The organism is Rhodococcus sp. H29-C3 (assembly GCF_030063405.1).
Lineage (GTDB): Bacteria > Actinomycetota > Actinomycetes > Mycobacteriales > Mycobacteriaceae > Rhodococcoides.
The window spans coordinates 26,822-52,746 of the sequence record NZ_JASITC010000012.1 but is presented as its reverse complement, the minus strand read 5'-3'; the positions used below and the strand labels follow the sequence as shown (position 1 = coordinate 52,746).

The window sequence follows — 25,925 nt, the reverse complement described above, 5'->3', positions numbered from 1 at the left end:
CAATACCCACTGCCGACGTCGACGCACTAGTCTTCCCACGGGCGTGAATATCTTCTTTTCGCAATACCTCGCCCTTCACTCGAACCATCCCTAGCATCAGGAGCCCCGTCGACATGACCTCTGGCACCGAGACCCGCCCGCCGTCGCGCAAGAACAAGCGCCCCGTCCTGTTGGGTGTCGGCATCGTTCTGGTCATCGTTCTCGCCTTCCTCGCGTGGCTGGCATACGAGGCCGTGACGGCGAAGTCCAATTTGGAGACAACGCGGGACGCCGCGAACTCCGCCAAGAACGCGCTGCTCGACGGCGATGTGCCGGGAGCGCAGGCCGCTGCCGCCGAGGCGAGCGAGTCCGCGGACAAAGCCCAGAGCGCGGCGTCGTCGCTGCCGTTCACGATCGTTGCAGCAATCCCAGTGCTCGGCAGTCCCCTCGAGACGATCGTCGAGATCACCGATGTCGTCCGAGGCCTCGCTGTCGACGTTCTCGAACCTGCGGCGCAGGCGAGTGCAAGCATCTCCCCCGACAACGTCATCGAGGGAGGCGGCCGAGTGAACTTGCAGTCGCTCACCGACGCCGAGCCGATCCTCGCGGAGACATCCGCCGCGGCACAGGACCTCTACGCGCAGGCTCAGGCAATCGAGGCACCCGCTTATCTCGGTGTGGTCGACGACGCCCGTGTGCAGCTCGAGAATCAGACCCACGACCTGTCGGGGTTGCTGACCAACACCTACACGGCGAGCCGGATCGTGCCTTCGATGATGGGTGCCGACGGTCCCCGCTCCTACTTCCTTGCCTTCCAGACCAACGCCGAGGCACGCGGCACGGGCGGTCTACTCGGTGGATTTGGAATTGTGCGCGCCGACAACGGAACTGCCCGTGTCGATACCCTCGGCAGCAATCGCGAGTTGGAGTTCGCGGAGCAGCCGATCGACCTCGGCCCCGAGTACACCGCACTGTGGGGACCACGTAACACCACGACCGACTTCCGCAATTCCAATGCGAGCCCGCACTTTCCGTACGCCGGCCAGATCTGGACTTCGATGTGGGCCGAGCAGACCGGTGAAAAGCTCGACGGCGCCATCGCTACCGACCCAGTCGCACTCGGCTACATCCTCGACGCGACCGGCCCGGTCACGCTCGCCGACGGCGAAGTCATTTCCGGTGACAACGTGGTCGAGGTGACGTTGTCCACTGCATACGCCCGGTTCGGCGAAGATCAGCTCGCCCGCAAGAACTACCTGCAGGAAATCTCGCAGGCTGTCGTATCGAAGATGACGACCGGTGTCGCTCCGACCCGCAAGTTGCTCGACGCGGTCGGCCGGGCAGGCAGCGAGGGACGCATCTCGGTGTGGAGCGCAGATCCCGCCGAGCAGGAAATACTGGCGGGGACGAAGGTCGGCCATACACTCCCGGACGATCCTGCACCGTACGCCAACGTGATCGTCAACAACGCAGGCGGAAACAAACTCGACTACTACCTGACCCGCGATATCTCGTACACCGCGGAATCGTGCACCGGACCGACCCGTAAGTCGACGGTGACCGCGACACTGACCAACACCGTGAACTCGGACGGACTGACCCAGTACGTGGCCAGCACTTTCCAGCCCGGTGTCCCGTACGGTACCAACGAGTCGATTGCCTACCTGTACGGAACGCAGGGCGCCAAGATCACCGGTATGAAGGTCGACGGCGTCAACGCCTTCTCGGTCCAGAAGGGTACCGAGCTGGGTCGACCCGTCCAGGCTGCGTACGTCACGATCCCGCCCGGTGAATCCTCGACTGTCACTTGGGAACTGGAGGAGCCTTCCGTTTCCGGTGAAGCTACGGTTCCGGTCCAGCCGCTAGTGGACACTCCTACTATCAGCATCGATCTTCCCCAATGCTGATAGTAGGAGCACTGACGGCCCCGGATCTGTAGATTGCGCGGGCTATGCCGGCCGATGGTTCACCCCATCGAGCCGGCATAGCTCGTTCATCAGCTGGTTTCGCGATAGACCTCCACGATCGGCGCGAGCTCCTGCGGAGTTGCGCCATGCAGGATCACCGCATCTGCGCCGTAGTCGAACTCCTCGCGTATACGGTCGACGCACTGTTCTGCTGTACCGGTCGCAGATGGTTCCAGCCACTCCTCGGGCAACAACGTCGCGATGTGTTCCAGCTGATCCTTCGTGGCTTTGCTGTCGATGCCCCCGGCGATCGAGGTCACCACCGAGTCGGCACGGAAACGTTGCAGTACAGCCGGATCCCAGTTGTTGGTCTTCACCATGAGATCTCCGTAGCCCTGCAGGTAGGTCGCCAACCGAGCAACGGTCTTCTTCACACGTAATTCCTCGGGTAGGTGATCACCGACCGTCGCCAAGCACGACCACACCCTGACACTGTCCGGATCTCGGCCGGCCTGCTCCGCTGCCGTCTTCACCGTCTTCACCGCACGTTGAAGTGTCTCGGGAGTGAAGTAGGTATGCAGAACGACGTCGTCGAATTCTCGGCCGCCCAACTTCAGGGTGTTGGGGCCGAAAGCGACTATCGCCAAGCGGATGTCTTCATCGAAATCGGAATCCAGGAACAGTACCGGCCATTTACCTAGCGGCCCATCATGATTGACGATGACTTCACCGTGCCACAGCCTTCGGGTGATCTGGGCCCAATCCTCCATCATCGCCGTGGTCACTGACAGCACCCCGAACGCGCCGCCCATCGCTGCTATGCCGCGTCCGATCCCGAGCGTGAACCTCCCACCCGAGAGTCGGTGCAGAGTCGTCGCCCACGACGCCGTGACGAGTGGGTGCCGTGTGTTGTGATTGGTCGCTGCGGTGCCGATGCACATTCGGTTGGTGACCGCGCACGCAGCGCCGGACAGTGACGACGCTTCCTTCACATTCCAGCGTTCGGAGATCCAGGCGGTCCCGAAGCCCATTTCCTCGCCGAGTCGGGCCTCGTCCATCAACGTTGCGGGCCCGTCGCTCCCGGCACCCGCCAGTAAGTAGTAGCCCAGTTCATCCAGGACTCGTGCGCTCGACGCCATACTCGATTCTCCGATTCTTGCATCAGGCGACGCGGACCATCCACAGGATTCTTGCCGCTCGACCAATGGATTTGACGGTCGTCAATTAAGCTAGTTGCCCTAGGTCTCGTATGCAATACCCTTCCGGCCCCGAACTTCTTGTCCGACTCTTCCGGACGTGCACCGTCAGACAACAAAGACACCCTTGCCTATTGGCCGATGCTCATCTAACTTAATTGACGAGCGTCAAATGTCACATCAAACCCCATGCGCCGGTTGCGATTCACGCCAGTGCGCCCAGTAGACACCAAGAGCCAGTTCCGTGGAAGGGACCCACAGTGAGCACACCCGTATCGATCCCCCGCTTTCCAGACGAGGTAACCAGCACCTGGCTCACTGGCGTGCTCGCCCCAAGGGATGAGGAAATCCGGGTAAGCGATGTCATCGTCGATCCCATCGGCACAGGTCAGACCGGTGCTACGTACCGAATCTCGGCAACCTATTCAGCCAACCCCGCCGGATTGCCGACCACGTTCGTCATCAAGTTGCCCGTAGTGGACGACGAAAGCCGCGCACGGGTAGCTCTCGGCTACCGAAGCGAATGCGCCTTCTACGCGTCGGTGGCCGACAAGGTGCAGATCCCCGTGCCTCGGTCCTTTCACTGCGAAATTACCGACGATTCGTTGAACTATGCACTCCTGCTGGCAGATCAAGCGCCCAAAGAGCAGGGAGATCAGATCGCGGGCTGTAGCGAACGGGAAGCGAAGCTTGCCGGTGCTGCAATCGCCGGCCTGCATGGCCCGACGTGGAATGCTCCGGAATGGCTTACATTCGATGGGCTTGCCATGACATCGCTCGACGCTGCCGGCGCGAAAGGACTGGGCGACGTCTGTGTCATGAGTGCGGGCCTCACCGCCGAGAAGCTGGCGGCACGACTCAGCAGTGCGGACGTCGAAACCCTCACCGCGGCAATGAGCCTGGTGACCCCATGGCTGCTGGCAGACTTCGGACGCTTCAGTTTGCTTCATGGTGACTACCGTCTCGACAACATACTTTTTCACCCCGCCAACGATGAGATTTCAGTTGTGGATTGGCAGACCCTGAGTGTCGGGCTACCCGCGCGGGATCTCGCCTATTTCATGGGCACCAGCGTTCGAACCGAGCTGCGCAGGTCCATCGAGCGCAACGTCGTCGATACTTATCACGCCGCGCTGAGCGGGTACGAGATTCCCGGATTCGAGCTCGAAAGTTGCTGGCAAGATTACAGATTCGGAATGATTCAAGCATTGCTGATGCCCTCGCTCGGATGCGCCTTCGCAGTCGACTCCTCTCGTGGTGACGACATGTTCGTGTCCATGATCGAGCGCGGTTGCCAGGCAATCCGAGATCTCGACACTCTGAAGTTGGTAGCAGAGAAAAGCGTCGACAATTGATGCCCTAGGGCGACTCAAATTCTTGACGTCCGTCAAATTAGCACCTAAAGTGACCGTTGTCACCCCCTTGAAGTAAGCGAGTCGATCATGACCACAAAGTTCGATAAGCCCACCACTGCGATCATCGGCGCAGGGATCTCCGGACTCACCGCAAGCAAGATGCTCGACGACTACGGCGTTCCGCACACCTGCTTCGAAATGTCCGATCGTATCGGTGGCAACTGGGCCTTCGGTAACCCGAACGGCATGTCGAGCGCCTACAAGTCTTTGCATATCGACACCTCCAAATACCAACTGTCGTTCCGGGACTTTCCGATGCCCGAGAGCTACCCGGACTTCCCACACCACACGCTGGTCAAGGAGTATCTGGAGGACTATGCCGAGGCCTTCGACCTGAAGAAGAACATCGAGTTCTCCAACGGCGTCCGCAGTGCGCGTCGCAAGCCTGGCGGCGGATGGGAACTGGACCTGCAGGACGGTTCGACTCGTGAGTTCGACTTTCTGGTGGTCGGCAATGGTCACCACTGGGACGCTCGGTTGCCGGAGTTCGACGGTGAGTTCACCGGGGAGAGCTTTCACTCGCACCACTACGTCGACCCAGAACAGCCATTGCACCTGCGCGGCAAGCGAATTCTGGTGGTCGGCATCGGCAATTCGGCTGCTGACATCGCCGTCGAACTATCCAGCCGCACCCTCGACAACGAGGTCGTGATCTCCACTCGCTCGAGTGCGTGGATCGTGCCCAAGTACATCAGGGGAAAGCCCGCGGACATGGGCTTCAAGACCTCGCCGCACATTCCGCTGAAGTGGCAACGCAAGGTCATCTCCAAGGTGGCGCCCATGCAGAATGGATATCCCTCGGACATGGGGTTGCCGGAGCCGAACCATAAATTCATGGAGGCACACCCCACCCAGTCGGTGGAATTGCCGCTGCGTCTGGGATCGGGCGATCTGACCGCCAAGGGCAATCTGAAGCGTCTGGACGGCAAGACCGTGCATTTCGAGGACGGCACCAGCGCTGACTTCGACGTGATCATCTACGCCACCGGCTACAACATCACGTTCCCGTTCTTCGACCCGGAGTTCTTCTCGGCCAAGGCCAACCACATCAGCTTGTACAAGCGGATGTTCTCCCCCGGCATCGACGACCTTGCGTTCATCGGATTCGCGCAGTCCACCCCGACGCTGTTCCCGTTCGTGGAGGCCCAGACCCGAATTCTCGGCGCCTACCTGGTCGGCCAGTACTCGCTCCCTTCGGTCGCAGACATGAAGCGGGTCATTGCGCAGGACGAGGCTCTGTACCTTGGGCACATGGTTCCAACCGCGCGTCACACTCAGCAATTGGACTACTTCGTCTATGAGCACCAATTGCGGACGAAGGAACTGCCGATCGGCCGGGCCCGGGTTCCTCGATGAACGCTCGGATCGCTGCTCAAAGGAGCCTGTCGAAAGGAGACGCGCGCCGAAGTGCGCTGCTGACGGCGCTCGATGATTCCCTGCGGGAGGTGGACAGTGTCGAGTCGATCAACGTCGCCGACCTGTCCCGTCGCGCCGGGGTCACACGCTCTGCGTTCTACTTCTACTTCGAGAACAAGGCGGCTGCGGTCGGCGCCCTGATGGAAGTCATCTACGAGGAAGCGGCCGAGGCCGGAGCCTGGTTGACCGACGTCGCTCGCGACCCGAACGAGCGCATCAGTAAGAGCATCTCGCACCTGTTCACTGTGACCGAGCGGCACGAGCATCTCTACCGCGCCGTGCTGGAGGCCCGAGCCACCAACCCGTCCATCCGCAAGATGTGGGAGGCCGACCGGGTCTCGTTCGAAGAGTCCGTAGCCGCCATGATCGAAGCCGAACGCGCTGCCGGCCGGGCACCGGACGGAGTCGACGCACGAACGTTGGCTGCGGTTCTGCTCGACGTCAACGACCGCAACATGGAGCGTCGAGTGATCGGCTCGTGCCCCGACCATGACCTCCATGTCGAGGTGGTCACCAGCATCTGGGTGCGCTCCATCTACGGCACCTATCCCCTTTCCTGAACCGCGAACCCGTGCACATTCACTCCCGTTCAACACCTTTGGAGCCAGGCATGAATGAGAACGACACCACCATGACCGAAACCTTGCCCGCCGCAGCAACGAGTGTCGTCGGCTTCACGGTGGCGGGTACACGCTGCGAGGGCACCCACTTCTCGGCTCGCAGCGACGCGTTGGCATCGGCGGCCGGTCGCCCGGTCGTCGTGTTGGCCCATGGCTTGGGTGGCACCCGAGATTCAGGTCTCGACGGCTTTGCCGAGGCGTTCGCCGCAACCGGGCTGGACGCCTTCACCTTCGACTACCGCGGTTTCGGCACCAGCGGCGGCGACGAGCGCCAGACCGTGTCCTTGGCCGGTCAAGTCGAGGATTGGATGGCGGCGGTCGACGCTGCCGCGCAGCTCCCCGGCGTCGATCCGCAGCGGATCGTCCTATGGGGCGTCTCACTGGCTGGCGGCCACGTACTCCAGGTGGCCGCCGACCGTGGCGACATTGCGGCTGTCATCTCTGTGGTGCCGATGGTCGACGGTGTGGCGGCCATGCGGCACGCCCTTGCCGCGCACGGCCCATTGAACCTGCTCAAGGCCACTGGGAAGGGGATAGCTGCGCGCGTGCGGGCCAACGCCGGCAAACCCACGATGCTGCCTGTCGTCGGCAAGCCGGGGCAGCCCGGCGCGCTCACGCTGCCCGGTGCTTACGAGGATTACCACTCGATCGCAGGTCCGTCGTGGCGCAACGAAGTACGCGCCGACGTCGGGCTGGAACTCGGCACCAGGGCACCAGCACAGGCCGCCTCGAAGATCAAGGTCCCGCTGCTGGTCCAGATCGCCGATTTCGACCAATCAGCGCCGCCCCGCGCGGCGGCACTGGCAGCCTTCGCGGGCCGCGCCGAGGTCCGGCATTACCCGGGCGACCACTTCGATCTTTTCCCGGGCAAGCCTTTCCACGGACCTGCCGTCGAACATGCGGTGCTTTTCTTGAAGCGCCACCTGACCCCTAGAGCGAACTGAGACGTTGCGGCACAGTGCAATCCGCTGATGTCATCGGCGGTCAGCGAGCGGCCGTCTTCTCCGCCTTGTGGGCTCGCTGAGCCTGCCACTTGCGCTGTCGAGCCACGAATAAGATCGACGAGCGCTGCATCAGTCCCGGCGCGAGCCGGTTGAACCGCCATGCCAGGCGAGCCGATCGCGGCGCGACCAGGATCGCCATATTCCCGGTGACGGCCGCCAGCACCTCATCGGCGAGCTTCGCCGGCGAGTACGGGGTCTTGATGCGCTGACCCTTGAGGTAGTAGTCACGGCCCACGAAGTCGTCTATCGAACCCTTGTCCAAGATCGGGGTATCGACCGCCCCCGGACAGATAACGGTGACACCCACGCCTTTGGCCGCCGCCTCGGTACGCAGCGCGAGCGAGAGTCCGACCACTGCGTGCTTCGTGGCGACGTAGCTGGTGATCAGACCGGCTGCCATCAGGCCACCAGCCGAGGCCGTGTTGACGATGTGACCATGGCCCTGGGCGATCATCTTCGGATAGGCCGCATGGATGCCATGCACCACGCCACGCAGGTTCACGTCGATGATCTGATTCCACTGGGCCAGGGTGAGGTGCTCGGCCTCGCCGCCGAAGTTGATGCCGGCGTTGTTGAAGATCAGGTCGATCCGACCGTGCTCGGCGACCACCCGGTCCACGGCTGCCAGCACCTGCTCGGGGTCGGTGACGTCAAGCGCCTCGGCACGAGCCCGCGGCCCCAGTGCCGCAGCAGTGCGTCGCGCAGCCACCTGGTCGAGGTCGGTACAGACGACATACGCGCCAGCCTTGACCAGCGCTGCGGCCAACGCGGCCCCGATGCCGGACCCTGCCCCGGTCACCAGCGCGGCGCGCCCTACAAAACGGCCTCGGTAGGGATCGGCGCCGTCCGCGCCCGCAGACCCAGTGCGGCTCATCCGAAGGCCTTCTCGATGAGACCCAGCAGGTCAGGGTAGCGCTTCAAGTGCGCACCGCCATTGACCTGCATGTCCTCGCCGGTTGTCCACGCCGCACCGTCGGACAGCAGGTACTCACACGCGGCCGCGATCTCCAGTCCCGTCCCTGAGCGTCCCAGCGGCGTGTTCTCGACGTAGTCCTCACGCACACCGGGGATCTCCATGGCCGGCGAGGTCAACGGCGTGACAACGAGACCGGGAGAGACCGTGTTTACCCGGATCTGCCGCGGAGCCAACTCCAGAGCCGTCACCTTCGAGAGCATCAGGAGCCCGGCCTTGGCTGTGCAGTAAGCCGCCAGCCCCGATCCGGGTTGGGTCCCGTTGAGCGAGGCCAGGGTGACCAACGATCCGCCCTCGGCAACGCGGCTTCCGGCGTGCTTGAGCACATGGAATGCGCCGACCAAGGAGATGTCCAGGATTCGCCGAAACTCGGCCGAGTCGTGGTTGACCACGGGCGACAGAGTGCTCGTGCCGGCACAGTTCACCACGCCGGTGAACGAGCCGCGTTCATCAATGATTTTCTCGAATAGGCCCTGCACCGTTGCCTCGTCGGCGACGTCCACCGGGAGTATCGACTCACTGCTCACCAGATCGGCGCCAATGACGTGGTGGCCATGTAAACGCAGGTGCTCGGCGATCGCGGCACCGAGACCGGAGGCGGCACCGATCACCACCGTGGTCTTGGCCGTCTCGGATGAGGGGGACATGCGTACTCCTGACAGGTATCGAAACTTGTTGACGTGTGTCAACTTAGCTTCCAGAGTGACCGCTGTCACCCCCTTGAAGTAAGCGAGTCGATCCAGTGCTTTTCTTGAAGCGCCATTTGTCCCCGGATCCGGGCAAATGAGGATGTCAGGTCCTCGTCGAATTGTTTTGCAACGCTAGATCGTGTACGCGTACCAATCGCCTATTCGTCGAATCGCCTGTCTCACAGTCTTTCTATGATTGTCACGTTGGCTTGACCGCCGCCCTCACACATGGTCTGGAGGCCGTAGCGTCCGCCGGTGCGTTCCAATTCGTGGAGAAGGGTGGTCATCAAGCGTGCGCCGGTCGCGCCGAGTGGATGCCCCAGCGCGATCGCACCACCATTGACATTGACTTTCGACAGATCGGCCCCAGTTTCTTTCTGCCATGCGAGAACGACCGAGGCGAAGGCTTCATTTATTTCGATGAGGTCGATGTCATCGAGTGTCAGGCCAGTAAGTCGCAAAGCGTGTTCAGTGGCAGGAATCGGCGCTGTCAACATCATTACCGGGTCCGCACCGCGACCGGACATGTGATGGATACGAGCACGTGGCGTAAGTCCGTACCGGTTGACCGCCGACTCGCTCGCAACGAGTAGCGCTGCAGAAGCGTCGGAGAGCTGGCTCGAGACCGCCGCCGTTATCAGGCCTCCCTCGACAACAGGGGGAAGCGAGCGAATTTTCTCCCAGTTCGGTGTGCGCGGACCCTCATCTGCCGTCACCTCTCCGACCGGCACAATTTCTCGCGCGAATCTACCCTCGTCTCGTGCGCGGATGGCACGCGTGTGGCTTTCCACGGCGTAGGCCTCCATCTGAGGTCGCGTGATGTTCCATTTTTCCGCAATCATCTCAGCGGCACGGATTTGTCCAATCGGATCAGTGCCGTACCGCTGGACCCAACCTGTCGATCCCAGGAAGGGATCGTCGAAGCCGTATTGTTGTCCAGCCCGCATCGCTGCACCGATCGGAATGGCACTCATGTTCTGAACTCCGCCGGCGACAACGAGTTCTGCGGTCCCGGAGAGAACCGCAGCCGCCGCGAAATGGAGGGCCTGTTGGGAGGAGCCGCACTGACGGTCCACGGTGACGGCCAGAACATGTTCAGGGAGCCCAGCCGCGAGCCAAGCGGTCCTCGCGACATTGCCTGCTTGTGGTCCCACTGCATCGGCACATCCGAATATCACGTTGTCCACGGCGCCTGGGTCGATCCCCGTTCTCGACATCAGCTCCTCGAGAACATGTGCTCCAAGATCTGCCGAATGACAGCCCTGAAGCCCACCGAGCCGCCTTCCCACCGGTGTCCGGACGGCGTCGACCAAATATGCAGTACCGATTCCTTGCATCTCGTAGCACCTCTGTTCTTCTCGAAAGCGATTCGTCAAGCCCGCGCTTCTACCGCTGTCGATCGACGCAATCCGTCGGTCTCACTACCGTGTGAGGTCACTGTGCGCTGATGTCCACGCTGGGGTGGGCGGGGCTAGGTTCGACGTCGATCGTGGTGAGGTCGCGCCCTCGGGTCTCCTTGATCATGGTCAGTGCCCCGATCGATATGCCCGCGGTGACGACGATGATCAGGCTCAGCGGGACGCTGGAGCCGCCGAAGCCGGCGAGCAGGACGCTGGCGATCAGTGGGGTGAAGCCTGCGCCGATGAGGCTGGCGCCCTGGTATCCGAGGGAAGCGCCCGTGTAGCGGACGGTGGTCCCGAACATCTCCGACAGCAGCGGGACCAGGGGTGCGAACATCATGTTCTGGAAGATTTGCGCGATGACCAGGCCACCCGCCATCAATGCGATGGAGCCGGTGTTGATCAGCATGTAGAGCGGGAACGCAAAGATGATTGCGCCTGTAGCGCCGATGAACACGACCGTACGACGGCCGATTCGGTCGGACAGCGTGGATGCAAGTGGGATGGCGACAAGCGCGACCACGGACAGGAGTATGAGTACCCGGATCACTTCCGACTTGTCGTAGCCGATGCCCGTCGCATACGCGATGATGTGTGAGGTCATGAGCGCGGTGAGCGCGAAGGGAGCAATACCCGCAGCACATGCCAGCAGTACGGGGCGAGGACTGCGGATCAGTCGGCTCAGTGGGGTGCGTTCGGGCTTTTCGGTTTCGGCGCGTTCGGCTGCTTCTTGGAACACTGGGCTTTCCGTGACCCGCGATCGGACGTAGAGGCCTACGACGACGAGCAGTGCACTGAACAGGAACGGGATACGCCAGCCCCACGATTGCAGGCTCTCGTCCGGCAGTAGAGTCACCAAGGCGACGGCGACCGTCGACATCAAGAACCCCAGCGGTGACCCCAAATTCATGATGCCGGCCCATTTTCCGCGATTCTCGGCATCGGCATGTTCGACGACCATCAGTGCGGCACCGCCCCATTCGCCGCCGACTGCTACACCTTGCAAGATTCGCAGGACGATGAGCAGAATCGGGGCCGTGACGCCGATCGCGGCGTAGCTGGGCAACAGTCCGATGAGGAAGCTCGCAACGCCCATGAGTGCCATCGTGACGATGAGGATGTGCTTGCGGCCGAACCGATCACCGAAGTGCCCGAACAGGATTCCGCCCAGCGGACGCGCAAGGTAACCCACGGCCAGGGTGCCGAAAGCAGCGATGGTGGAGACCGCTTGAGATTCCCCCGGGAAGAACACGTCACCGAACACGAGGGCGGCCATCGTGCTGTACAGCAGGAAATCGTAGTACTCGAGTGCTGTACCCAACAGAGACGACAGTGCAACCTTGCGTAGCTGCGTCTTCGACGTGTCGTTCGGACGATCATGAACGCGCCCGGCAACCTCATTGCTATCCATCAAGATCTACTCCTTTTGCAGGCCCATAGGGCCAAGACTTGCCTCTGGACGCCGCGAAATTGCAACCTCTGACCGGCCGGTAGCCGACACCGAGGAGTGATCTTCGTGGCGTCCATATAGCCAGCGCGTATTGAACAAAAACATAAAACCAAGCATTCGCTTGGTGGGAACGATAGCGATATGGCGGCGGTCACGTCAAGCGCTCACTCGGTCCAGGACAGAAGGCTGCAAATAGTCGAAATGCACAGATATAACCAGTTGAAAGGCCCGTAACGATTACATCCGCCAGTCCGACCGTCAGAAGTCTTCGATCGCCATCGGTTAAGAACAAGCGTTTGATACGTACGTTTACTGAAAGCACTTTGCCCTCTGTTGCTTGGTAGAACAGACACACACCCGTCCACCACTGGTGGGCCGCGTTACCCGCCAGGAGAAGCAGATGGAGGCCAACGAACGCACGACAATCCCCAACCACATCGAAGTTGTCGACGCACTCCCCCGCAACACCTCCGGCAAGGTCGATAAGCTGCAACTGCGGCGACGTGGATGACCCCACTGTGCCGCCCGATCAGGCCACAGTGGCCTACGCAGCAAGACCCGACCAACTGGCAGCACGGCAGCGATCATGGCCAGTCTTTCGGGGTACTCGACAGGTAACGGGGGATCATGCCGACGAATGCCACAGTCAATGCCGAGCAGCGGAAACAGCAGGTGCTGCACACGGCAACGAAGCTGTTCGCAGAGAACGGCTTGGCAGGTACTTCGATGCGCATGCTCGCAAGCAGCATCGGCATCCTTCCGAGCAGCCTCTACCAATACGTGCCCTCCAAGGAGTCGCTTCTGGAGGAGATCGTCATCGGCCACTTACGTGCGATGAATACCGAATTTCATCGGGTTGTCGACCGGTCACTGTCTCCGGAGCTCGAACTCGGTGAGCTGATTCGTAGGTCTCTGACGCTGATCGACGAGGATCCGCACTCGCCGCAGATTTGCCGCAACGAAGAAAGCACCATCCGACAACTCGGCGGTCACGACGAGATCCGCGCACTCGCGGTGAGCAACCACAAACTATGGATCGCTTCGCTCGAACGCGGAATCAGTGAAGGCGTCTACCGGCGATCGATCGCCCCGAACGTTGCATACGAATTGATCAAAGATGGCCTGTGGCTCACCGGACGATGGTTCCGCCCCACCGCCGAGTACACACTGGCCGACCTCTCGGTCGAATGCGTCGAGTTCTACCTGAACGCACTGATGCCGAAACAGAGCCCAATCGGGTCCACTGCCGGAAATCCCTGAGCCGATTACTGCACCGGCCCAAGAATTCTGGTGCACGCTACTTGAACGTCTCGTACATATAAGGAGTGCCGATCATGACGCAGCCGCCCCGCCTTCACGCCTCGGAGTCGATGCAGTCAATCACCGATGCTCTGCAAGAGCACGGCGTCGTGATTGTCGAAGACCTGCTGGACCAGGACCTCCTCACCCGTTTCAATGCCGAACTCGACTGTCACCTGAGTGAGAGAGCGCAGGGTGCGGAGCGTGGGTTCGTCAATGCCGTGGTGGCGGACTTTTTCGGCGAACACACTGAGCACCTGGCTGGGCTGGCGGCAAAGTCCACGGTTTTTGCCACCGAGGTGCTCACCCACCCGATTTATCGTGGAGTGTGCGACGCGGTGTTGCTACCGAACTGCGCGGCCTATCAGCTCAATCTCGGCCAGGTGCTCAATCGCGGCCCCGGAGGGACTGCCCAATATCTCCACCGCGACGAAGCCGTCTGGGTCCATGTACCCAAGCCGCGGCCGACCCTTCAGTTGGCGTCCGTGGTGGCGCTGCGGGACTTCACTGCGGAGAACGGTGCCACCCGGGTTATCCCGGGCAGTCACTTGTGGGATCCGCAGCGCCAACCGACCGACGCCGAGGCGATTCCTGCGGTGATGAAGGCGGGCTCGGGGATCATCTATCTTGGCTCGACCATCCATGCCGCCGGCGCGAACACCACCGCCGATCAGTGGCGTCGCGGGTTGCACATCAGCTACTGCGTGGGGTGGCTGCGAACCGAGGAGAACCAGGTCCTGTCGATACCGATGGAGCAGGTGCGCGCCTTGCCGCGCGAGTCGCAGAATCTTTTGGGATTCGGCGTGCATGATGCGGTCGCGCAGCGCGGCGGCTACCTCGGCACGGTCGATCTTTCCGATCCGGTCGAACTGATCGCCGCGGGAAAGCTCTGAGTGCCCACCCAGTCGCTGATTCTCAGGAGAGCCAGACTTCGTCGAGAAGCATGATGTCGGCGAAACTGTGGGATGCGCCCTGAACTTCAGGCTGCCAGACCACCAGATTGTCCTGCGCTGCCAGCGGCAGAGTAGGTACCGTTTCGGTGGCCAGCGACTCGATATCGTCGATGGCTGATTGGATTTCCTCCTGTGTACCTGCCTTTTGCAGTGTGCCCAGCAACTCGTCCATTTCTGGATTCGAGTACCCGGAAGCGTTCCCCGTCGAGCCGCTGTGGAAGACCGAGTAAAGCTTGAGGAATGGGGCCGAATCGCGGATGCTGAGGGCGGACTGGCCCAGGTCGTAATTCTTCTCGACGTTGATCACTCGGATGATGTCGCTGGTGGAATTCAAGAACTCGACCTCTGCGTCGAATCCGACGGCATTGAGCATCGCCTGGATCGCGAGTGCCCGGGCCTGCGCCTCTGGTGCCTGGCGCGTTGTGAACGTGATCTTGCCGTCGTAGCCGTCTGCTTTGGCTTCTTCCAGTAGCGAACGAGCACCTTCGGGGTCGTACTTCGAGGCCGGGGCGCCTGTATTCCAGCGTGACGCCTCCGAGAACAGCGCGACGCTCGGACGGCCGATCCCGTCCTGAGTCCGCTCATCGAATGCGACCGGGTCGACGGCTTTGATCAGTGCCTGCCGCACCCTCAGGTCCGACCCAGGGCGGCCTTCGGCGTTGTTGATCAACACGTCGTTGCCGGCATTCATCACATTCAGATAGCCGGGGTTACCAGCTCCGACGACGTCAGCGACGATGCCGGCCTCGACGGTGAAAAACATCTCCAGCTGGCCGGTGTTGAACATGTCCAACTGTTGTTGGCCGCCTGCCGAGGGGAGGAAACGTACGCCGTCGAGTTTCGCGTCACCACCCCAATAGCCCTCGCGTCGTTCGAGCTGAATCTGCTCGTTCGGCTTGTTCGATTCCAGCACGAAGGGTCCGGCCCCGATCGGGGTGAAATTCTCCGCTTGATCGGACTGCGCGGCCACTATCATGCCCGGGCCCATGGCCAACATATTCGGGAATGTGGCCCAGGGACTGGACAGTTCGAAGATCACGGTCGAGTCGTCGGGTGCCGATATCGACGAGACAGCGTTCTTCCACAGCTGAGAGTCGGGACCACGATTGGCGACGTACCGATCGATGCTCCACCGAACCGCTTCGGCGTCAAGGCTTTCGCCGTTGCTGAAGGTCACCCCGTCCCGCAAGGTCAACGTCCACGTCTTACCGTCTTCGCTAGCGGTGAGGTCCTCGGCGAGTTGGGGTTCGAACTCGCCGCCTTGACCGTCGAAGCGCACGAGCACGTCGTAGATTGCTGCCATCTCGGTGCCACCTGTCGAACCGGTCGCCATGGTGCGTGCGGGGTCCAGGGTTGCGGGCAGTGCCAGCGAGCCGAACGACAAGGTGCCACCGCTTACGGGTTCGCCGGCATCGGCCGAGCTTCCGACCGGCCCGCTCACGCCGGCCATCGCGTCGCTTGTAGCTGCTTCTTCACTCGACGCGCATGAACTCAACAAGAGTGCGGTCGCTGCCGCGAGCACGATGGCACTGCTCAGTCGAGGCGTAGTAGATAGCGTGCGTTCCGTCACCGGTCCTCCAGTATTCAGGTGTGGCAGCTGGTGTCCGCGCCACAAGATTTTTCGGTTCACTGCGATACCGTTTGCGGCTCGGTGCTGGGAACTACCGTCACCTTGGGCGGCAACCAGTCATGAGTGTTGACGCTGACGTGTGGGAAGTAGATGCGCAGGGTGATTCCGAAATTCTCGGGGCGGACGGGCAGCCAGTTGCGCTCACGACCGTCCCCCGGATTTGTACCGCTGATCCAAAGATCCAGTGAGCCATCATCGTTCAGCGTCAGGTCCTGGCTGTCATCGATTGCATAGCGATCGAGTTCATTGTCGAACAACTGCCCGGACGCGGAGTAAGCGGTGAGGGACCACCAGCCCCAGTCACCGTACGGCGGCAACTGGCCGGGCTCGAAATGAAGATTGTAGGTCTTTGTCCCGGTGAGCGGCTCTCCGCCCGAGTCCACCTGCGTCGACGGATAGGCCGTGACGTCAACGGGATTGGCGAATCCGCCGTGCGCAATTCTGGCACGGTACAGGTATTTGGTGCCGAAATTTCCGATGGACTCGTCCAGATAGATCCAACCATCGATCGCGGTGACTCGGCGGCTCTCGTTGACTTTGCTACCGCCCATGAAGCCAGGCAGCTGACCGGCCCGTTCCTGGACTGATTCCGGAAGAGATGCCAGATCGAATGTCAATCCGGCGCCGATGCCCAGTGCGGCGAATCGGTCCAAGGCCGGCTGATCTTCTGGGGCACCCGGGTTGCCGGCTGCCAGCCTGTTGAAGCGATCGAAGTATTCGCTAGCCTCCATCTTCTGAAGATGTTGGACGGGAACATAATCGAGATCCGGTGTGTAACTCCCGCGTGGGTAGGTGTGCTCTTCACCATGCTGCGACAGTGGATACAGGTCCATCGAGTCTTGGATTTTGCGCGGCTCCTCCAGGTCCTCGGGCCCGTAGCACCGTACGCGCAGGAGTAGCCAGACGAAGTCGGTCGATACCGGGACAGGGATGACATCATCGGGCAGCACCCCGTCGAATCGTGGACCGATCAACGCATAGGTGACTGCGTCGTTTCCACCGACGCCCCCGGTGCCGAGCACCGCCGGGTTGTTCGAGTAACCATCGAACGGCTGAATCGAGCAGTACCGGTCAGTCTCCGGCTTGAACAGCAGGTACGGCTCTTCTCCCAGGTCAAGGTAGGCCTGGGAGTACAACGTGTCCACGTTGGGCCGGGTGAGACTGTGGAGGGCAGGTGTCGCCAAATCTCTGGAGTGGAACAACTGATTGAGTGGCGCACGATCTGCGGTGGGGGTCTCGGTATTGGTGACCATTGCGCGAATGGTCTCCATCAGCACCAAGGGGTAGGCGTATACATACGCATCTTCGAGATCCTGGGCAGCGTCGCTGGACATATTTTCAACAGCCATGAAGAGTGCTCCATTTCGAGGTAAGAATGACTAGACGTTCGATAGCGGTCGTTCGATCAATTGATGACACGGGTGATGAGGAAGTCGTCGATGCCGGCACGGCCGCCCTCGCGGCCGAAGCCGCTGGCCTTGACCCCGCCGAACGGGACGTTCACGTCGAGGGCGTTGTGCTTGTTGATCCACACGGTGCCGGCCTCGATTCCCTCGGCCACCTGCCGGGCCCGGTCGGTGTCGGCGGACCATACCGACGCACCGAGACCGAACTCCTGGCTGTCGATACGCGTGAGGACTTCGTCCAGGTTGTCGTAGGCGATAATCGGCAGCACTGGACCGAATTGCTCGAGCCTGACTACATCGGCATCGTCACCGAGGTCCGTCAACACAGTGGGTGCCAGGAAGTGGCCGGGCAGTTCACTTTTCGCAGCGGACGGACCACCCGTGACCACGCGCGCTCCGCCCGCGATTGCGTCCGCGATCAGCTTCTCGACGAAGTCGCGCTGTGCCGGGTTGTGGAGAGGACCCATTGTGGTGCCGGATTCCAGGCCGTTGCCGACGACGCGCTGGCGGACGTGTGAAGCGAGCGCTTCGGTGAAATCACTGTGCTGTGCGCGCGGAACGTAGACGCGCTTGGGTGCGATGCACATCTGGCCCGCATTCATGAACGCCCCTGCAGCCAGTCGCTCTGCTGCCTGAGCAATGTCGGCATCCGCGAGCAGGATCGCGGGGTCGTTGCCTCCGAGTTCGAGCGTCAGCGGCGTGAGGGCTTCCGCGGACTGACGAATGATCTCCCGGCCGATCTGCGTCGATCCGGTGAACGAAACCTTGCGCACCCTGCGGTCCGTCACCAATGCCTGCCCGACGCTGGGCCCGCCGGCCACCAACCCGATCACACCCGAGGGAAGGACGGAGGACAGAATCTCGACGAACTCGGTGACCACCCTCGATACTGTCTCCGCCGGCTTGACGATGACGGTGTTTCCGGCAATCAACGCCGGTGCAATCTTGGCTGCTGCCAGGTAGATAGGAAAGTTCCAGGGCACGATCGCGGCGATAACGCCGTACGGAGCGTGCACCACGGTGGCGTGGTGCCCACCGAGCACCTGCTGGGTCCGGCTGGTCTCCCACTCCACATCCGCGGCCGCGCGGAAAGCCTCGGCGGCGATCCAGATCTCCTGCTTGGCCTCGGCCAGCGGTTTCCCCTGCTCGCGGGTAAGCAACTCGGCCAACGCGTCGGCGTGTGCGTGGATTTGCTCGGTGATGAGTCGAGCCAGGTCCTGCCGGGCGGGAAGGCTGCGTCGCCACGTGGGCAGGGCGGCGGTTGCCGCGGCGATTGTTTTCTCGATCTCGACCGGGGTCGAGATGGTGGTCTCAGCCACGACCTCGAGGGTGGCCGGGTTGACCGAGGTCAAGACGGATCCGATTTCCTGTGTCATGTGTTGCCTCCCAAGGGGTTCATCAGGGTGAAGATCTGCGCGCCGTAGCCGCCGTCGACGGGTAGGTCCACGCCGTTGATCCAGCTGGCGGACGCTGAGGACAGAAACACGATGGCGTCCGCTATCTCGCCTGGATCCGCGTGGCGGCCGGACCAGTCTCGGGCCCCGGCGATCGCGTCGGCACCCATTGCCTCGGTGAAATCCGCCAGCAGTGGGGTTTGCACCGTTCCCGGCGAGACCGTGTTGGCCCGTAGCCCGGTGGCACGGTTCGCGGTGGCGGTAGCGAGCATATTCACCACCGCGGCTTCCTTCGATATTTGGTAGCAGGCGTCCTGGATGTTCGGGTGGGAGTCGAACATGGCGTATGCCTGATCCCAATCCTCCTGTGCCAGAAATGCTTTGGCGCGTGCATAGTTGGTTCGCCAGGCGAAGCCGGCCTGGGATGCCGTGGTGACCACGGCGGCCGACTCGCGAAACTTGGGTAGCAGTAACCGCGTCAGATCCCGCGGTGCCAGTGCGTTGACCGCGAGCACCTGCCGCCACGGGCGGGTTGCAGCCACTCCTGCGTTGTTGAGCAGGATGTCGATTGGCTCGTCGATGGCATCGGCGACCTCGCGCACACCGTCCCGTGTCGACAGGTCGGCCTGGATGAAAGTGGTAACGCCGGGCATCGTGGCCGCATCCGCGTCGGCGATATCGACGCCGATCACTCGGACCCCCGACGCGGCCAACTTTGCTGCGGTGGCGGCACCAATTCCTGTTGCGCAGCCGGTGACTACTGCCGTGCGCTCGTGTGTCGCAGTCATTTCGGCTGTACCGGGCATTTCCCGTAGCTCACCGGTAGCGATTTCACACTGTTGATGAACGAGGAGTTGAGCCGGTTCGGGGGCCCGATCACGCTGATATCCGGCATCTGTTCGGCGATAGCGTCGTAGATCAACTCGATCTCCATCCGGGCGAGGTTTGCACCGATGCAGTAGTGGGCGCCGGTGCCACCGAAACCCAGGTGCGGATTCGGGTCGCGGCCGATATCGAAGGTGTGGGGATTGTCGAACACGGTCTCGTCGTAGTTGGCCGAGGCATAGAGCATCAGTAGGCGATCACCCTTGCCGATGGACTGCCCGCCCAACTCGGTATCCCGGGTGGCGGTGCGCTGGAAGGAAAACACGGGGCTGGACCACCGAATGATCTCGTCGATGGCAGTCTTGGGCCGTTCGCGGCGGAACGTCTCCCACTGCTCGGGGTTGTCTTGAAAAGCCATCATGCCGTGGGTGATGGCGTTTCGGGTGGTCTCGCTGCCGGCGACCATCAGCAGCACCACGAAGTAGCCGAACTCCAAGTCGGTGAGCGCACCGTCCTCGTCCTGCGCGCGGACCAGGGCGGTCGCGATGTCCTCTGCCGGGCATTCCCGCCGGTCCGCCGCCAGGCCCATCGAGTACTGCATGACCTGGCCGATCGCGGCGACGGGATCGCCGATGATGTCCGGATCATCGCGGCCGGTCATGATGTTGGACCATTCGAAGACCTTGTGGCGCTGCTCCTGAGGAATTCCGATGAGTTCTGTGATCGCTTGCAGCGGAAGCTCGGCCGCGATATCTGCGACGAACTCTCCAGTGCCATCAGCTAGTGCGTCGGCAACGATCTTGTTGGCGCGGGCGGACAACGCATCGCGCAGCTTGGCGATAGCTCGGGGCGTGAAGCCTCGAGAGATGATCTTCCGTAGCGCGGTGTGCTCCGGCGCATCCATGTTCAACATGATTCCGCGATTGGCATCGATGGCTGCGCGTGGGACGTGGTCGGAGTAGCGAGCGATGGCGGTGTTCTCCCACGAGGAGTACAGGTCACTGTCCCGGGATACCTCTTGAACCAGGGCGTGAGTGGAGACAACCCAGTAGCCCTCGTCCTCGAAGCCGCCGATCCCACTGGGCTGCTCGTTCCACCACACCGGATGGTTCTTCCTCAACTCAGCGAAAAGCTCGTGGGGAATCCCGTTGTTGTACAGCGTGGGATCGGTGACGTCGATCCCCTTCGGCAGGTTCATATCGAATCCTCACGGGCAGATTGGTAGACCGGCCAGTGCGCACCAGGCACCGACCCGAACTAATCCCAAAACGTTAACGAGTTTCGTTAACTAGGTGATGTACGTCATAGTAACGGAGTTCGTTAGGCTGTCAACCATGAGCATTCATCCACTGAGTGTCGAGCCTGATTCGGCGCGTGAGCGACTGATGCGGGCGGGCGAGACTCTGTTTGCGGACAATCGTCCGAATGGTGTGCGTCTGCGCGAGCTGAACACGCTCGCGGGCGTGCGGAACGACTCCGCGGTGCACTACTACTTCGGCTCCCGCGAAGGGCTGCTCGAGCAGATCGTGGCTGCGCACATGGCGGATGTCCGGCAACGGGTGGACGAGTGCACCCAGCAGCTGTGCAGCGGCGATCAGTCCTCGCCCGCCGCCGTGCGGGACGCGATCGCAGCCCTCTCCATCCCCTACGCGGAGAAGCTCAGCTCGGAACGGGGGCGCCGGTTCATCCAGATCATGGCCCGCGTATACGAAGAGCCAGGCAGTATGCCGGAATTCCGCTACATCCCGTCGAGCGCCAGCGCCATGAACCAGATCCGCCGCAGCCTTCCCAACGTCCCCCCAGATGTGCTCGACGAACGTGTTCGGCTGATCACCAAATTTGTCATTGCCGCATTCGCTGCGCGCACCAGAATGCCGGCGGACGCCCCAGGAAGGCTCGACCTGAACTCCTTCATCGTCAACCTGCTCGATATGGCCACCGCCGCATACTTCGCCGTAGTGCCAGAACCGGGACACTGGCCAGAGAACTGGCCGCGGGTGCACGCCGAGACGCTGGATTGACGGTTGCTACACGCGCCAGAGCCCCGATCCGGCAGGATGGGGACTCGGTCTCGAAATGTCAGTCTCGGAATATCAGCGGCAAGAGGGGTGAATGCAGATGAAGCGCATCCTGAACGTGCTGATCTTCCTCGGCTTCTTCGCGGTTGTCTTCATCGTCTTGCTCGCGGTGATCAATTCATCCCGGGACACCACATCGCCCGCCCTCGCCGATGAATCGTTCGTGATCCAGGGCCAGCCGACGACGTGCAGCTCGTTGTTCGGGCAGCCGTGCGACTTCGACCTTCAAACCGAGTACAACATGTGGGGGGAACGGACTCGAATCCTTCGTCGACTCGGGCGTATTGGGGCCCTACGCCGCCGATATCGGGTTCGTGGATTCCGCGAAACTGAGTTTGCAGGCGTGCGGAGTTGCCCGCACCGCAGGAAAAACCGTCCTGGAATTCGAAGACCTGGCCCAACGCGATCACCCTGACGCCACCAGTGCGCAACTGTTCCCGTTCTGGAACCAGACTCGGCAGGAGCTGTGCCCGTAGCACTGCAGGTGATCGTGGTTGCGGCATCGATCGTTTCATCCGACAGACCACTCCCCCAGCCTCCCTTGTCGTTTGGACCGTACCGGCGGGACCGAGGTGGTTCAATCTTGTAACGTGCAGTGATTCCGCGCGATAGCACCAGCATGAACAAGTTGAGAGTTGCCACAGTGGCGGTTTCGGTGCCGTTGATCTTGTTCGTCACTTCGGGTGTAGCCAATGCAAGTCCCGGCAGTGGTCCGGTTACGCCTGAGTGGGTGCCGAACTGGCTGTACCCGGTCTACTACGCGGTCTGGGGATTCTTCTATCAACTCCAGAACGGCATCAATCCGTTCAATCCGGGCACCTAACGATTACAAGGTCTCACCTGATCACGGCAGCAAAAGAGCCGATCTCAGTGTGAGTCTCGAGCGCCAGTGGACGCTGCGCTCCATCAACCCTCGGACCACCGGCGCCTCGCGTCGGTGGTCTCGTCGTTGAGCGTGGCGGTGAGTTTCGAGTCGTTCTGCATCTGACTGAGGTCGTTCGCAAATGGCGTACCAGTTTCCAAGTAGGACTTGAGGTTTGTCAGCACGGTCGGCCAGCCTTGCGCGATACCGTCGAGCATCTCCCTACTGGCAAAGTTCGTGTGGCTGACGGTCAACTTCACGGAGTCTTTGACCGACTCGATCTGATACTTCACCACCGAGCCTGCCTCTTCGAGTGCCTGTGCTGCGGGTTGGAAGGTGAACACCAGGCGATTCGGTGGATTGGACTCCAGGACTTTGCCCCAGATATCGTAATGGCCTGTCCGGCCGTCGAATCGGTGTGTCCACGAAGCTCCGACCTCCCAGCCGGAGACGTTGGCCATCCCGCCCCAGTAGATTGCGGTGATGTCGGCGTCGGTGAGTGCCTCCCACACCTGCTCCGCCGAAGCTCGGATGTAGGTGACGTACACGTAGTCGGGGAACTGTTCGGCTTCCTTCATGGCGTTGCCCTCTGCTCGTTGTTTGACAACGTCTAGGACGTCGAGGTGTGGGAGGTCGAAATCACGGATCCACCGGCGTTCGATGTCGTGAATCGGCTCGGGATTCAAGAAGTGTCGACGTTCACGCCCCTTGCGGACGACAACGACCAGGTTGGCCGCGACAAGTAGATCGAGGTGCTTGGTCACGGACTGGCGAGCCGTCGAGATGCCCTCGCAGAGCTCTCCGAGCGTTTGCGCATGCTCACGTCGCAGAGCGTCCAGAAGTGCACGCCGAGTGGGACCGGCGAGTGCCTTGAAGACGGCGTTGACATCAGGTTGCGGGAGCACCAAACCAATGTGCAACCAAACGGCTGCATATGCCAAGAGATATTTACCCGGCAGCTCGGACCGGCTTTATGCAGGCAGTTTCTGCAGTGTCAGCTTCGCTTGCTTTCGCACTTCACTGTCCAGATCGCCGAGGTACCGCTCGACCTTCGGCTTCAAGCCGTCGGGCAGGGACTTGAACTGACGCAGGTACTTGATGTCGAGGGCTCGCACACTCGGGTCCTCGATTTCCCCGACGACGATCTCGAGACCATCAGGTCTCCCCTGCTTTATCAACCATTCCAAGATCGCCGCCCGCCCCGAACTCAACGCCCGATCCGTAGCGAGAGCTGCCATCCAGTCGTAATCCGAAGGCACAGCGAGATGCAGCAATGCATTACTCACCGCATGGCTGTTGATCGGTGGCAGCGGCAGGTCGAGGTAGAACTGGTCGAACTGGTCGAACAGCACCGGCACAGCTTCGGTCCCGACGGCATCGACGGTAGTGAGGGCGCGAGACAATCCCTCGCGCAGGTTGGCGAGAACCTTCGGCTCGGTTGCTTTGCTGCGCAATTCGACGTGGCGCAGCCAGTCGATGAGCAACGGAATCAGGTCGGGGTACCGCTGGCCGGTGTTCACCAGATCGGTGAGCGTGCGGAACGGCAGCTTCGCCTTCTTGCTGACGCGCGTGATCTCGGCGGTGAGGAGTTCGTGTGCACGTCGGTGCTCCGGTGAAGGCGCCATGGTTGTTCGAAGCCGTTCTCTCGGTGGCTCGCCAGGGAAGAATGGACGAGACAAGACTCGACGACAGTCTGAAACTCTTTGACATCGAAGACAGCCACTGGCGAATACCGAGAGACCGCCAATGACAGATCGTGACGGCAGAGTCCCGCTGCGCTACGCCGCCAAAGACAACGCCTGCAGGAAGGATGACGCGGGACTCGCTGCTGGAGCGGACGCGAATGCTGCGGACAACCCAGGGTTCACGCCGTTGCACTTTGCGCCCAGCAGGGCTCAGTGGCGTCAGCTCGCCCACGGTGCACGGGTCGACACGGAATATGCTTACGGGAACTCGCCGTTGCGGGTGACTCTCCTGAACCCGTCGGGTCCTCCAGAGATTCTCGAACTGTTGCTCGCCCATGGCTCAGATGTCCATCAGAAGAACACGTCTGGCTGACCCGTGATCGACCTCGCCCGCGTTCTGGAGAACAATCCTATGCACCAGGTATTCGTGGAGTTGCTAGGTGCAGGTGCGCTAATCCTCGACGGACTACCTCACCCAGACTAGTGTGCATCCCAGTATGCCCACAACCCCATCTACTGCACGACACAGTGATCGACCGGACTCACAATCGCCATTCTAAAACGCGGGGGTCCGGCTACCGTCGACCTGTTCGCAACACGCGGCCCGTCTGCCGAATTGAGTTAATAGTTGCGGACACCGATCGTTTGCAATGCTTCTAGCACCCTATCTGCCACGTAGGCATGTCCATCGGAGTTTAGAAGCGATCCGCCGGGGTCGCCATAATACTGTTGGCTGTTTTCGTTCGTAAACCACTTTGCTCCCAGCGGATTGATAAACGGCACCTGAGCGTCCAGGGCTGCCTGCGCGATCGGCGTAGAGACACGCTTCAATAAGTCACCGCCAGGCATTGGTCGCGACGGGCCCATGACCACAATCTGTACCCCAGGCCACGTATCACGAGCGACCCTGATCGTCTCCGTAACTCTGTCTCCAAGAAATTCGGGGGCCGCCAGATGGTCGCTCTGACCCCCCTGAATAAACAGAATATTTGGCGCGAAACCACTCGCTCCAGCACGCCTACCAATGCGGCTTATGTAGTCGTTCCGCTCCAAACCGTCTGGCCCGCCACCCCAGGTGAATCCCGTCCCGCCAACTCCATCGATCTCGGTGGGCCAGCCCAGTTGATCAGAGACTAACGAGGCGAAACCTTCTGATCGAGGGTGGGCGTTGATTCCTTGCGTGTATGCGTCACCTATAAAAAGCAAACGGGGATCCTCGGGGACAGTAACTGTTGGACGATACGGATCATTCGGCGCGACGTATGGTTTTGATGCCGATGCTCGCACGTCGCTGGTCCGCTGGTTGTCATACAAGAAGGCGGCTAAAACCGCGATGACTGTTAGAACCACGACGCTCATTACTAGGAGCAGCTTGTCTCGAGATCCGAAAAATTGCCGGGGAACGCGTCCACGTTTAGCCATACTTGGCATTGTGCCTTACAGTCGCAACCGCCGCTCGCTTGCATAAGCAGGAGCGCTGTTTTGCCCAAACCTGCACATCCATATCGGCATCGACCCAACGCGAACACAAGTACCTGACTTATGCGGGTCCGCGACACCCTTCGACTAATACGGTTGCCTCACCCGCGAACCAGAACTATCGAGTGGTTCTGAACGCCCAACAGCCGATCCTGGGGCCGCCGCTTGCGCTCGAAAAGTTTGGAGCTAGTTCCGAATGGCGACCCCAATAGACAACGACCATCACTCGCGAAGCACTCCAGGTACCTGAGACGACGATTAAACG

Annotated in this window: 24 protein-coding genes; 11 read left to right on the top strand and 13 right to left on the bottom strand. The window is 61.4% G+C overall.

Features of this window, described 5'->3' with window-relative positions:
* The first annotated feature begins 113 nt into the window (after window positions 1-113).
* Window positions 114-1,886 carry a DUF4012 domain-containing protein gene (locus tag QMK32_RS20425; RefSeq protein ID WP_283477086.1) on the top strand — a complete coding sequence of 591 codons (1,773 nt, stop codon included), beginning with the start codon at window positions 114-116 and terminating at the stop codon, window positions 1,884-1,886.
* A gap of 89 nt (window positions 1,887-1,975) precedes the next feature.
* Here the strand turns inward: QMK32_RS20425 and QMK32_RS20420 are convergent, their stop codons facing one another.
* Window positions 1,976-3,025, bottom strand: coding sequence for a TIGR03857 family LLM class F420-dependent oxidoreductase (locus tag QMK32_RS20420; RefSeq protein ID WP_283477085.1), 1,050 nt, complete (start codon window positions 3,023-3,025; stop codon window positions 1,976-1,978).
* Window positions 3,026-3,342: 317 nt separating this feature from the next.
* Between QMK32_RS20420 and QMK32_RS20415 the strand changes: the two genes are divergently transcribed.
* The 4 genes from QMK32_RS20415 to QMK32_RS20400 all read left to right on the top strand — a co-directional run bounded on the left by QMK32_RS20415 (window position 3,343) and on the right by QMK32_RS20400 (window position 7,477).
* Window positions 3,343-4,437, top strand: coding sequence for a phosphotransferase family protein (locus QMK32_RS20415; RefSeq protein ID WP_283477084.1), 1,095 nt, complete (start codon window positions 3,343-3,345; stop codon window positions 4,435-4,437).
* Window positions 4,438-4,524: 87 nt separating this feature from the next.
* Window positions 4,525-5,853: a flavin-containing monooxygenase gene (locus QMK32_RS20410; RefSeq protein ID WP_283477083.1), complete on the top strand. Its 1,329-nt coding sequence runs from the start codon at window positions 4,525-4,527 to the stop codon at window positions 5,851-5,853.
* The gene (locus QMK32_RS20405; RefSeq protein ID WP_283477082.1) at window positions 5,850-6,473 is read left to right on the top strand and encodes a TetR/AcrR family transcriptional regulator; all 624 of its coding nucleotides are present in this window, start codon (window positions 5,850-5,852) and stop codon (window positions 6,471-6,473) included. The genes QMK32_RS20410 and QMK32_RS20405 overlap by 4 nt, the downstream gene beginning before the upstream one ends.
* Before the next feature lie 50 nt (window positions 6,474-6,523).
* Entirely contained in the window at window positions 6,524-7,477 is a 954-nt protein-coding gene (locus QMK32_RS20400; protein WP_283477081.1) for an alpha/beta hydrolase, read from the top strand.
* 40 nt (window positions 7,478-7,517) lie between these two features.
* On the opposite strand, the gene QMK32_RS20395 is transcribed toward QMK32_RS20400, so the two are convergent.
* From QMK32_RS20395 to QMK32_RS20380, 4 genes are all read right to left on the bottom strand, one after another.
* Window positions 7,518-8,411: an SDR family NAD(P)-dependent oxidoreductase gene (locus QMK32_RS20395; RefSeq protein WP_283477080.1), complete on the bottom strand. Its 894-nt coding sequence runs from the start codon at window positions 8,409-8,411 to the stop codon at window positions 7,518-7,520.
* Window positions 8,408-9,157, bottom strand: coding sequence for an SDR family NAD(P)-dependent oxidoreductase (locus QMK32_RS20390; protein ID WP_283477079.1), 750 nt, complete (start codon window positions 9,155-9,157; stop codon window positions 8,408-8,410). Before QMK32_RS20390 ends, QMK32_RS20395 begins: the two co-directional genes overlap by 4 nt.
* Before the next feature lie 221 nt (window positions 9,158-9,378).
* A complete protein-coding gene (locus tag QMK32_RS20385) occupies window positions 9,379-10,527 on the bottom strand; it encodes an acetyl-CoA C-acetyltransferase (RefSeq protein WP_283477151.1) in 1,149 nt (382 codons plus the stop codon).
* A gap of 106 nt (window positions 10,528-10,633) precedes the next feature.
* The gene (locus QMK32_RS20380; protein ID WP_283477150.1) at window positions 10,634-12,010 is read right to left on the bottom strand and encodes an MFS transporter; all 1,377 of its coding nucleotides are present in this window, start codon (window positions 12,008-12,010) and stop codon (window positions 10,634-10,636) included.
* A 666-nt stretch (window positions 12,011-12,676) separates the two neighbouring features.
* Here QMK32_RS20380 and QMK32_RS20375 point away from each other — a divergent pair.
* Together QMK32_RS20375 and QMK32_RS20370 are read left to right on the top strand one after the other, a co-directional pair.
* Window positions 12,677-13,309: a TetR/AcrR family transcriptional regulator gene (locus tag QMK32_RS20375; protein WP_283477078.1), complete on the top strand. Its 633-nt coding sequence runs from the start codon at window positions 12,677-12,679 to the stop codon at window positions 13,307-13,309.
* A 74-nt stretch (window positions 13,310-13,383) separates the two neighbouring features.
* Window positions 13,384-14,241: a phytanoyl-CoA dioxygenase family protein gene (locus QMK32_RS20370; protein WP_283477149.1), complete on the top strand. Its 858-nt coding sequence runs from the start codon at window positions 13,384-13,386 to the stop codon at window positions 14,239-14,241.
* A 22-nt stretch (window positions 14,242-14,263) separates the two neighbouring features.
* Here the strand turns inward: QMK32_RS20370 and QMK32_RS20365 are convergent, their stop codons facing one another.
* The 5 genes from QMK32_RS20365 to QMK32_RS20345 are packed head-to-tail and all read right to left on the bottom strand — an operon-like array spanning window position 14,264 to window position 20,754.
* Window positions 14,264-15,871, bottom strand: coding sequence for an ABC transporter substrate-binding protein (locus tag QMK32_RS20365; RefSeq protein WP_283477076.1), 1,608 nt, complete (start codon window positions 15,869-15,871; stop codon window positions 14,264-14,266).
* Window positions 15,872-15,927: 56 nt separating this feature from the next.
* Window positions 15,928-17,280: a DUF1254 domain-containing protein gene (locus QMK32_RS20360; protein WP_283477075.1), complete on the bottom strand. Its 1,353-nt coding sequence runs from the start codon at window positions 17,278-17,280 to the stop codon at window positions 15,928-15,930.
* A 56-nt stretch (window positions 17,281-17,336) separates the two neighbouring features.
* On the bottom strand, window positions 17,337-18,713 hold the full coding sequence (locus tag QMK32_RS20355) for an aldehyde dehydrogenase family protein (protein ID WP_283477073.1): 1,377 nt from the start codon (window positions 18,711-18,713) through the stop codon (window positions 17,337-17,339).
* Window positions 18,710-19,519 carry an SDR family oxidoreductase gene (locus QMK32_RS20350; RefSeq protein WP_283477071.1) on the bottom strand — a complete coding sequence of 270 codons (810 nt, stop codon included), beginning with the start codon at window positions 19,517-19,519 and terminating at the stop codon, window positions 18,710-18,712. Before QMK32_RS20350 ends, QMK32_RS20355 begins: the two co-directional genes overlap by 4 nt.
* Window positions 19,516-20,754 (bottom strand): cytochrome P450, encoded by a 1,239-nt coding sequence (locus QMK32_RS20345; RefSeq protein WP_283477069.1) that lies wholly within the window; start codon window positions 20,752-20,754, stop codon window positions 19,516-19,518. The genes QMK32_RS20350 and QMK32_RS20345 overlap by 4 nt, the downstream gene beginning before the upstream one ends.
* A 136-nt stretch (window positions 20,755-20,890) precedes the next feature.
* Here QMK32_RS20345 and QMK32_RS20340 point away from each other — a divergent pair, with 136 nt between their 5' ends.
* The 3 genes from QMK32_RS20340 (at window position 20,891) to QMK32_RS20330 (ending at window position 22,457) form a co-directional block, all read left to right on the top strand.
* Window positions 20,891-21,577, top strand: a complete 687-nt coding sequence (locus QMK32_RS20340; RefSeq protein WP_283477067.1) for a TetR/AcrR family transcriptional regulator — start codon at window positions 20,891-20,893, stop codon at window positions 21,575-21,577.
* 341 nt (window positions 21,578-21,918) lie between these two features.
* Window positions 21,919-22,110, top strand: coding sequence for a hypothetical protein (locus tag QMK32_RS20335; protein WP_283477065.1), 192 nt, complete (start codon window positions 21,919-21,921; stop codon window positions 22,108-22,110).
* A gap of 143 nt (window positions 22,111-22,253) precedes the next feature.
* Window positions 22,254-22,457, top strand: coding sequence for a hypothetical protein (locus QMK32_RS20330; RefSeq protein ID WP_136170151.1), 204 nt, complete (start codon window positions 22,254-22,256; stop codon window positions 22,455-22,457).
* An 83-nt stretch (window positions 22,458-22,540) separates the two neighbouring features.
* Here QMK32_RS20330 and QMK32_RS20325 read toward each other — a convergent pair whose 3' ends face one another.
* Complete coding sequence (locus QMK32_RS20325) at window positions 22,541-23,401, bottom strand: ArsR/SmtB family transcription factor (RefSeq protein ID WP_283477064.1); 861 nt, start codon at window positions 23,399-23,401, stop codon at window positions 22,541-22,543.
* Window positions 23,402-23,467: 66 nt separating this feature from the next.
* Complete coding sequence (locus QMK32_RS20320; protein WP_283477063.1) at window positions 23,468-24,121, bottom strand: hypothetical protein; 654 nt, start codon at window positions 24,119-24,121, stop codon at window positions 23,468-23,470.
* Window positions 24,122-24,242: 121 nt separating this feature from the next.
* On the opposite strand from QMK32_RS20320, the gene QMK32_RS20315 reads away from it, so the two are divergent.
* The gene (locus QMK32_RS20315) at window positions 24,243-24,554 is read left to right on the top strand and encodes an ankyrin repeat domain-containing protein (protein ID WP_283477062.1); all 312 of its coding nucleotides are present in this window, start codon (window positions 24,243-24,245) and stop codon (window positions 24,552-24,554) included.
* A gap of 248 nt (window positions 24,555-24,802) precedes the next feature.
* Here QMK32_RS20315 and QMK32_RS20310 read toward each other — a convergent pair whose 3' ends face one another.
* Entirely contained in the window at window positions 24,803-25,540 is a 738-nt protein-coding gene (locus QMK32_RS20310) for an SGNH/GDSL hydrolase family protein (RefSeq protein ID WP_283477061.1), read from the bottom strand.
* Between the last annotated feature and the right edge of the window lie 385 nt (window positions 25,541-25,925).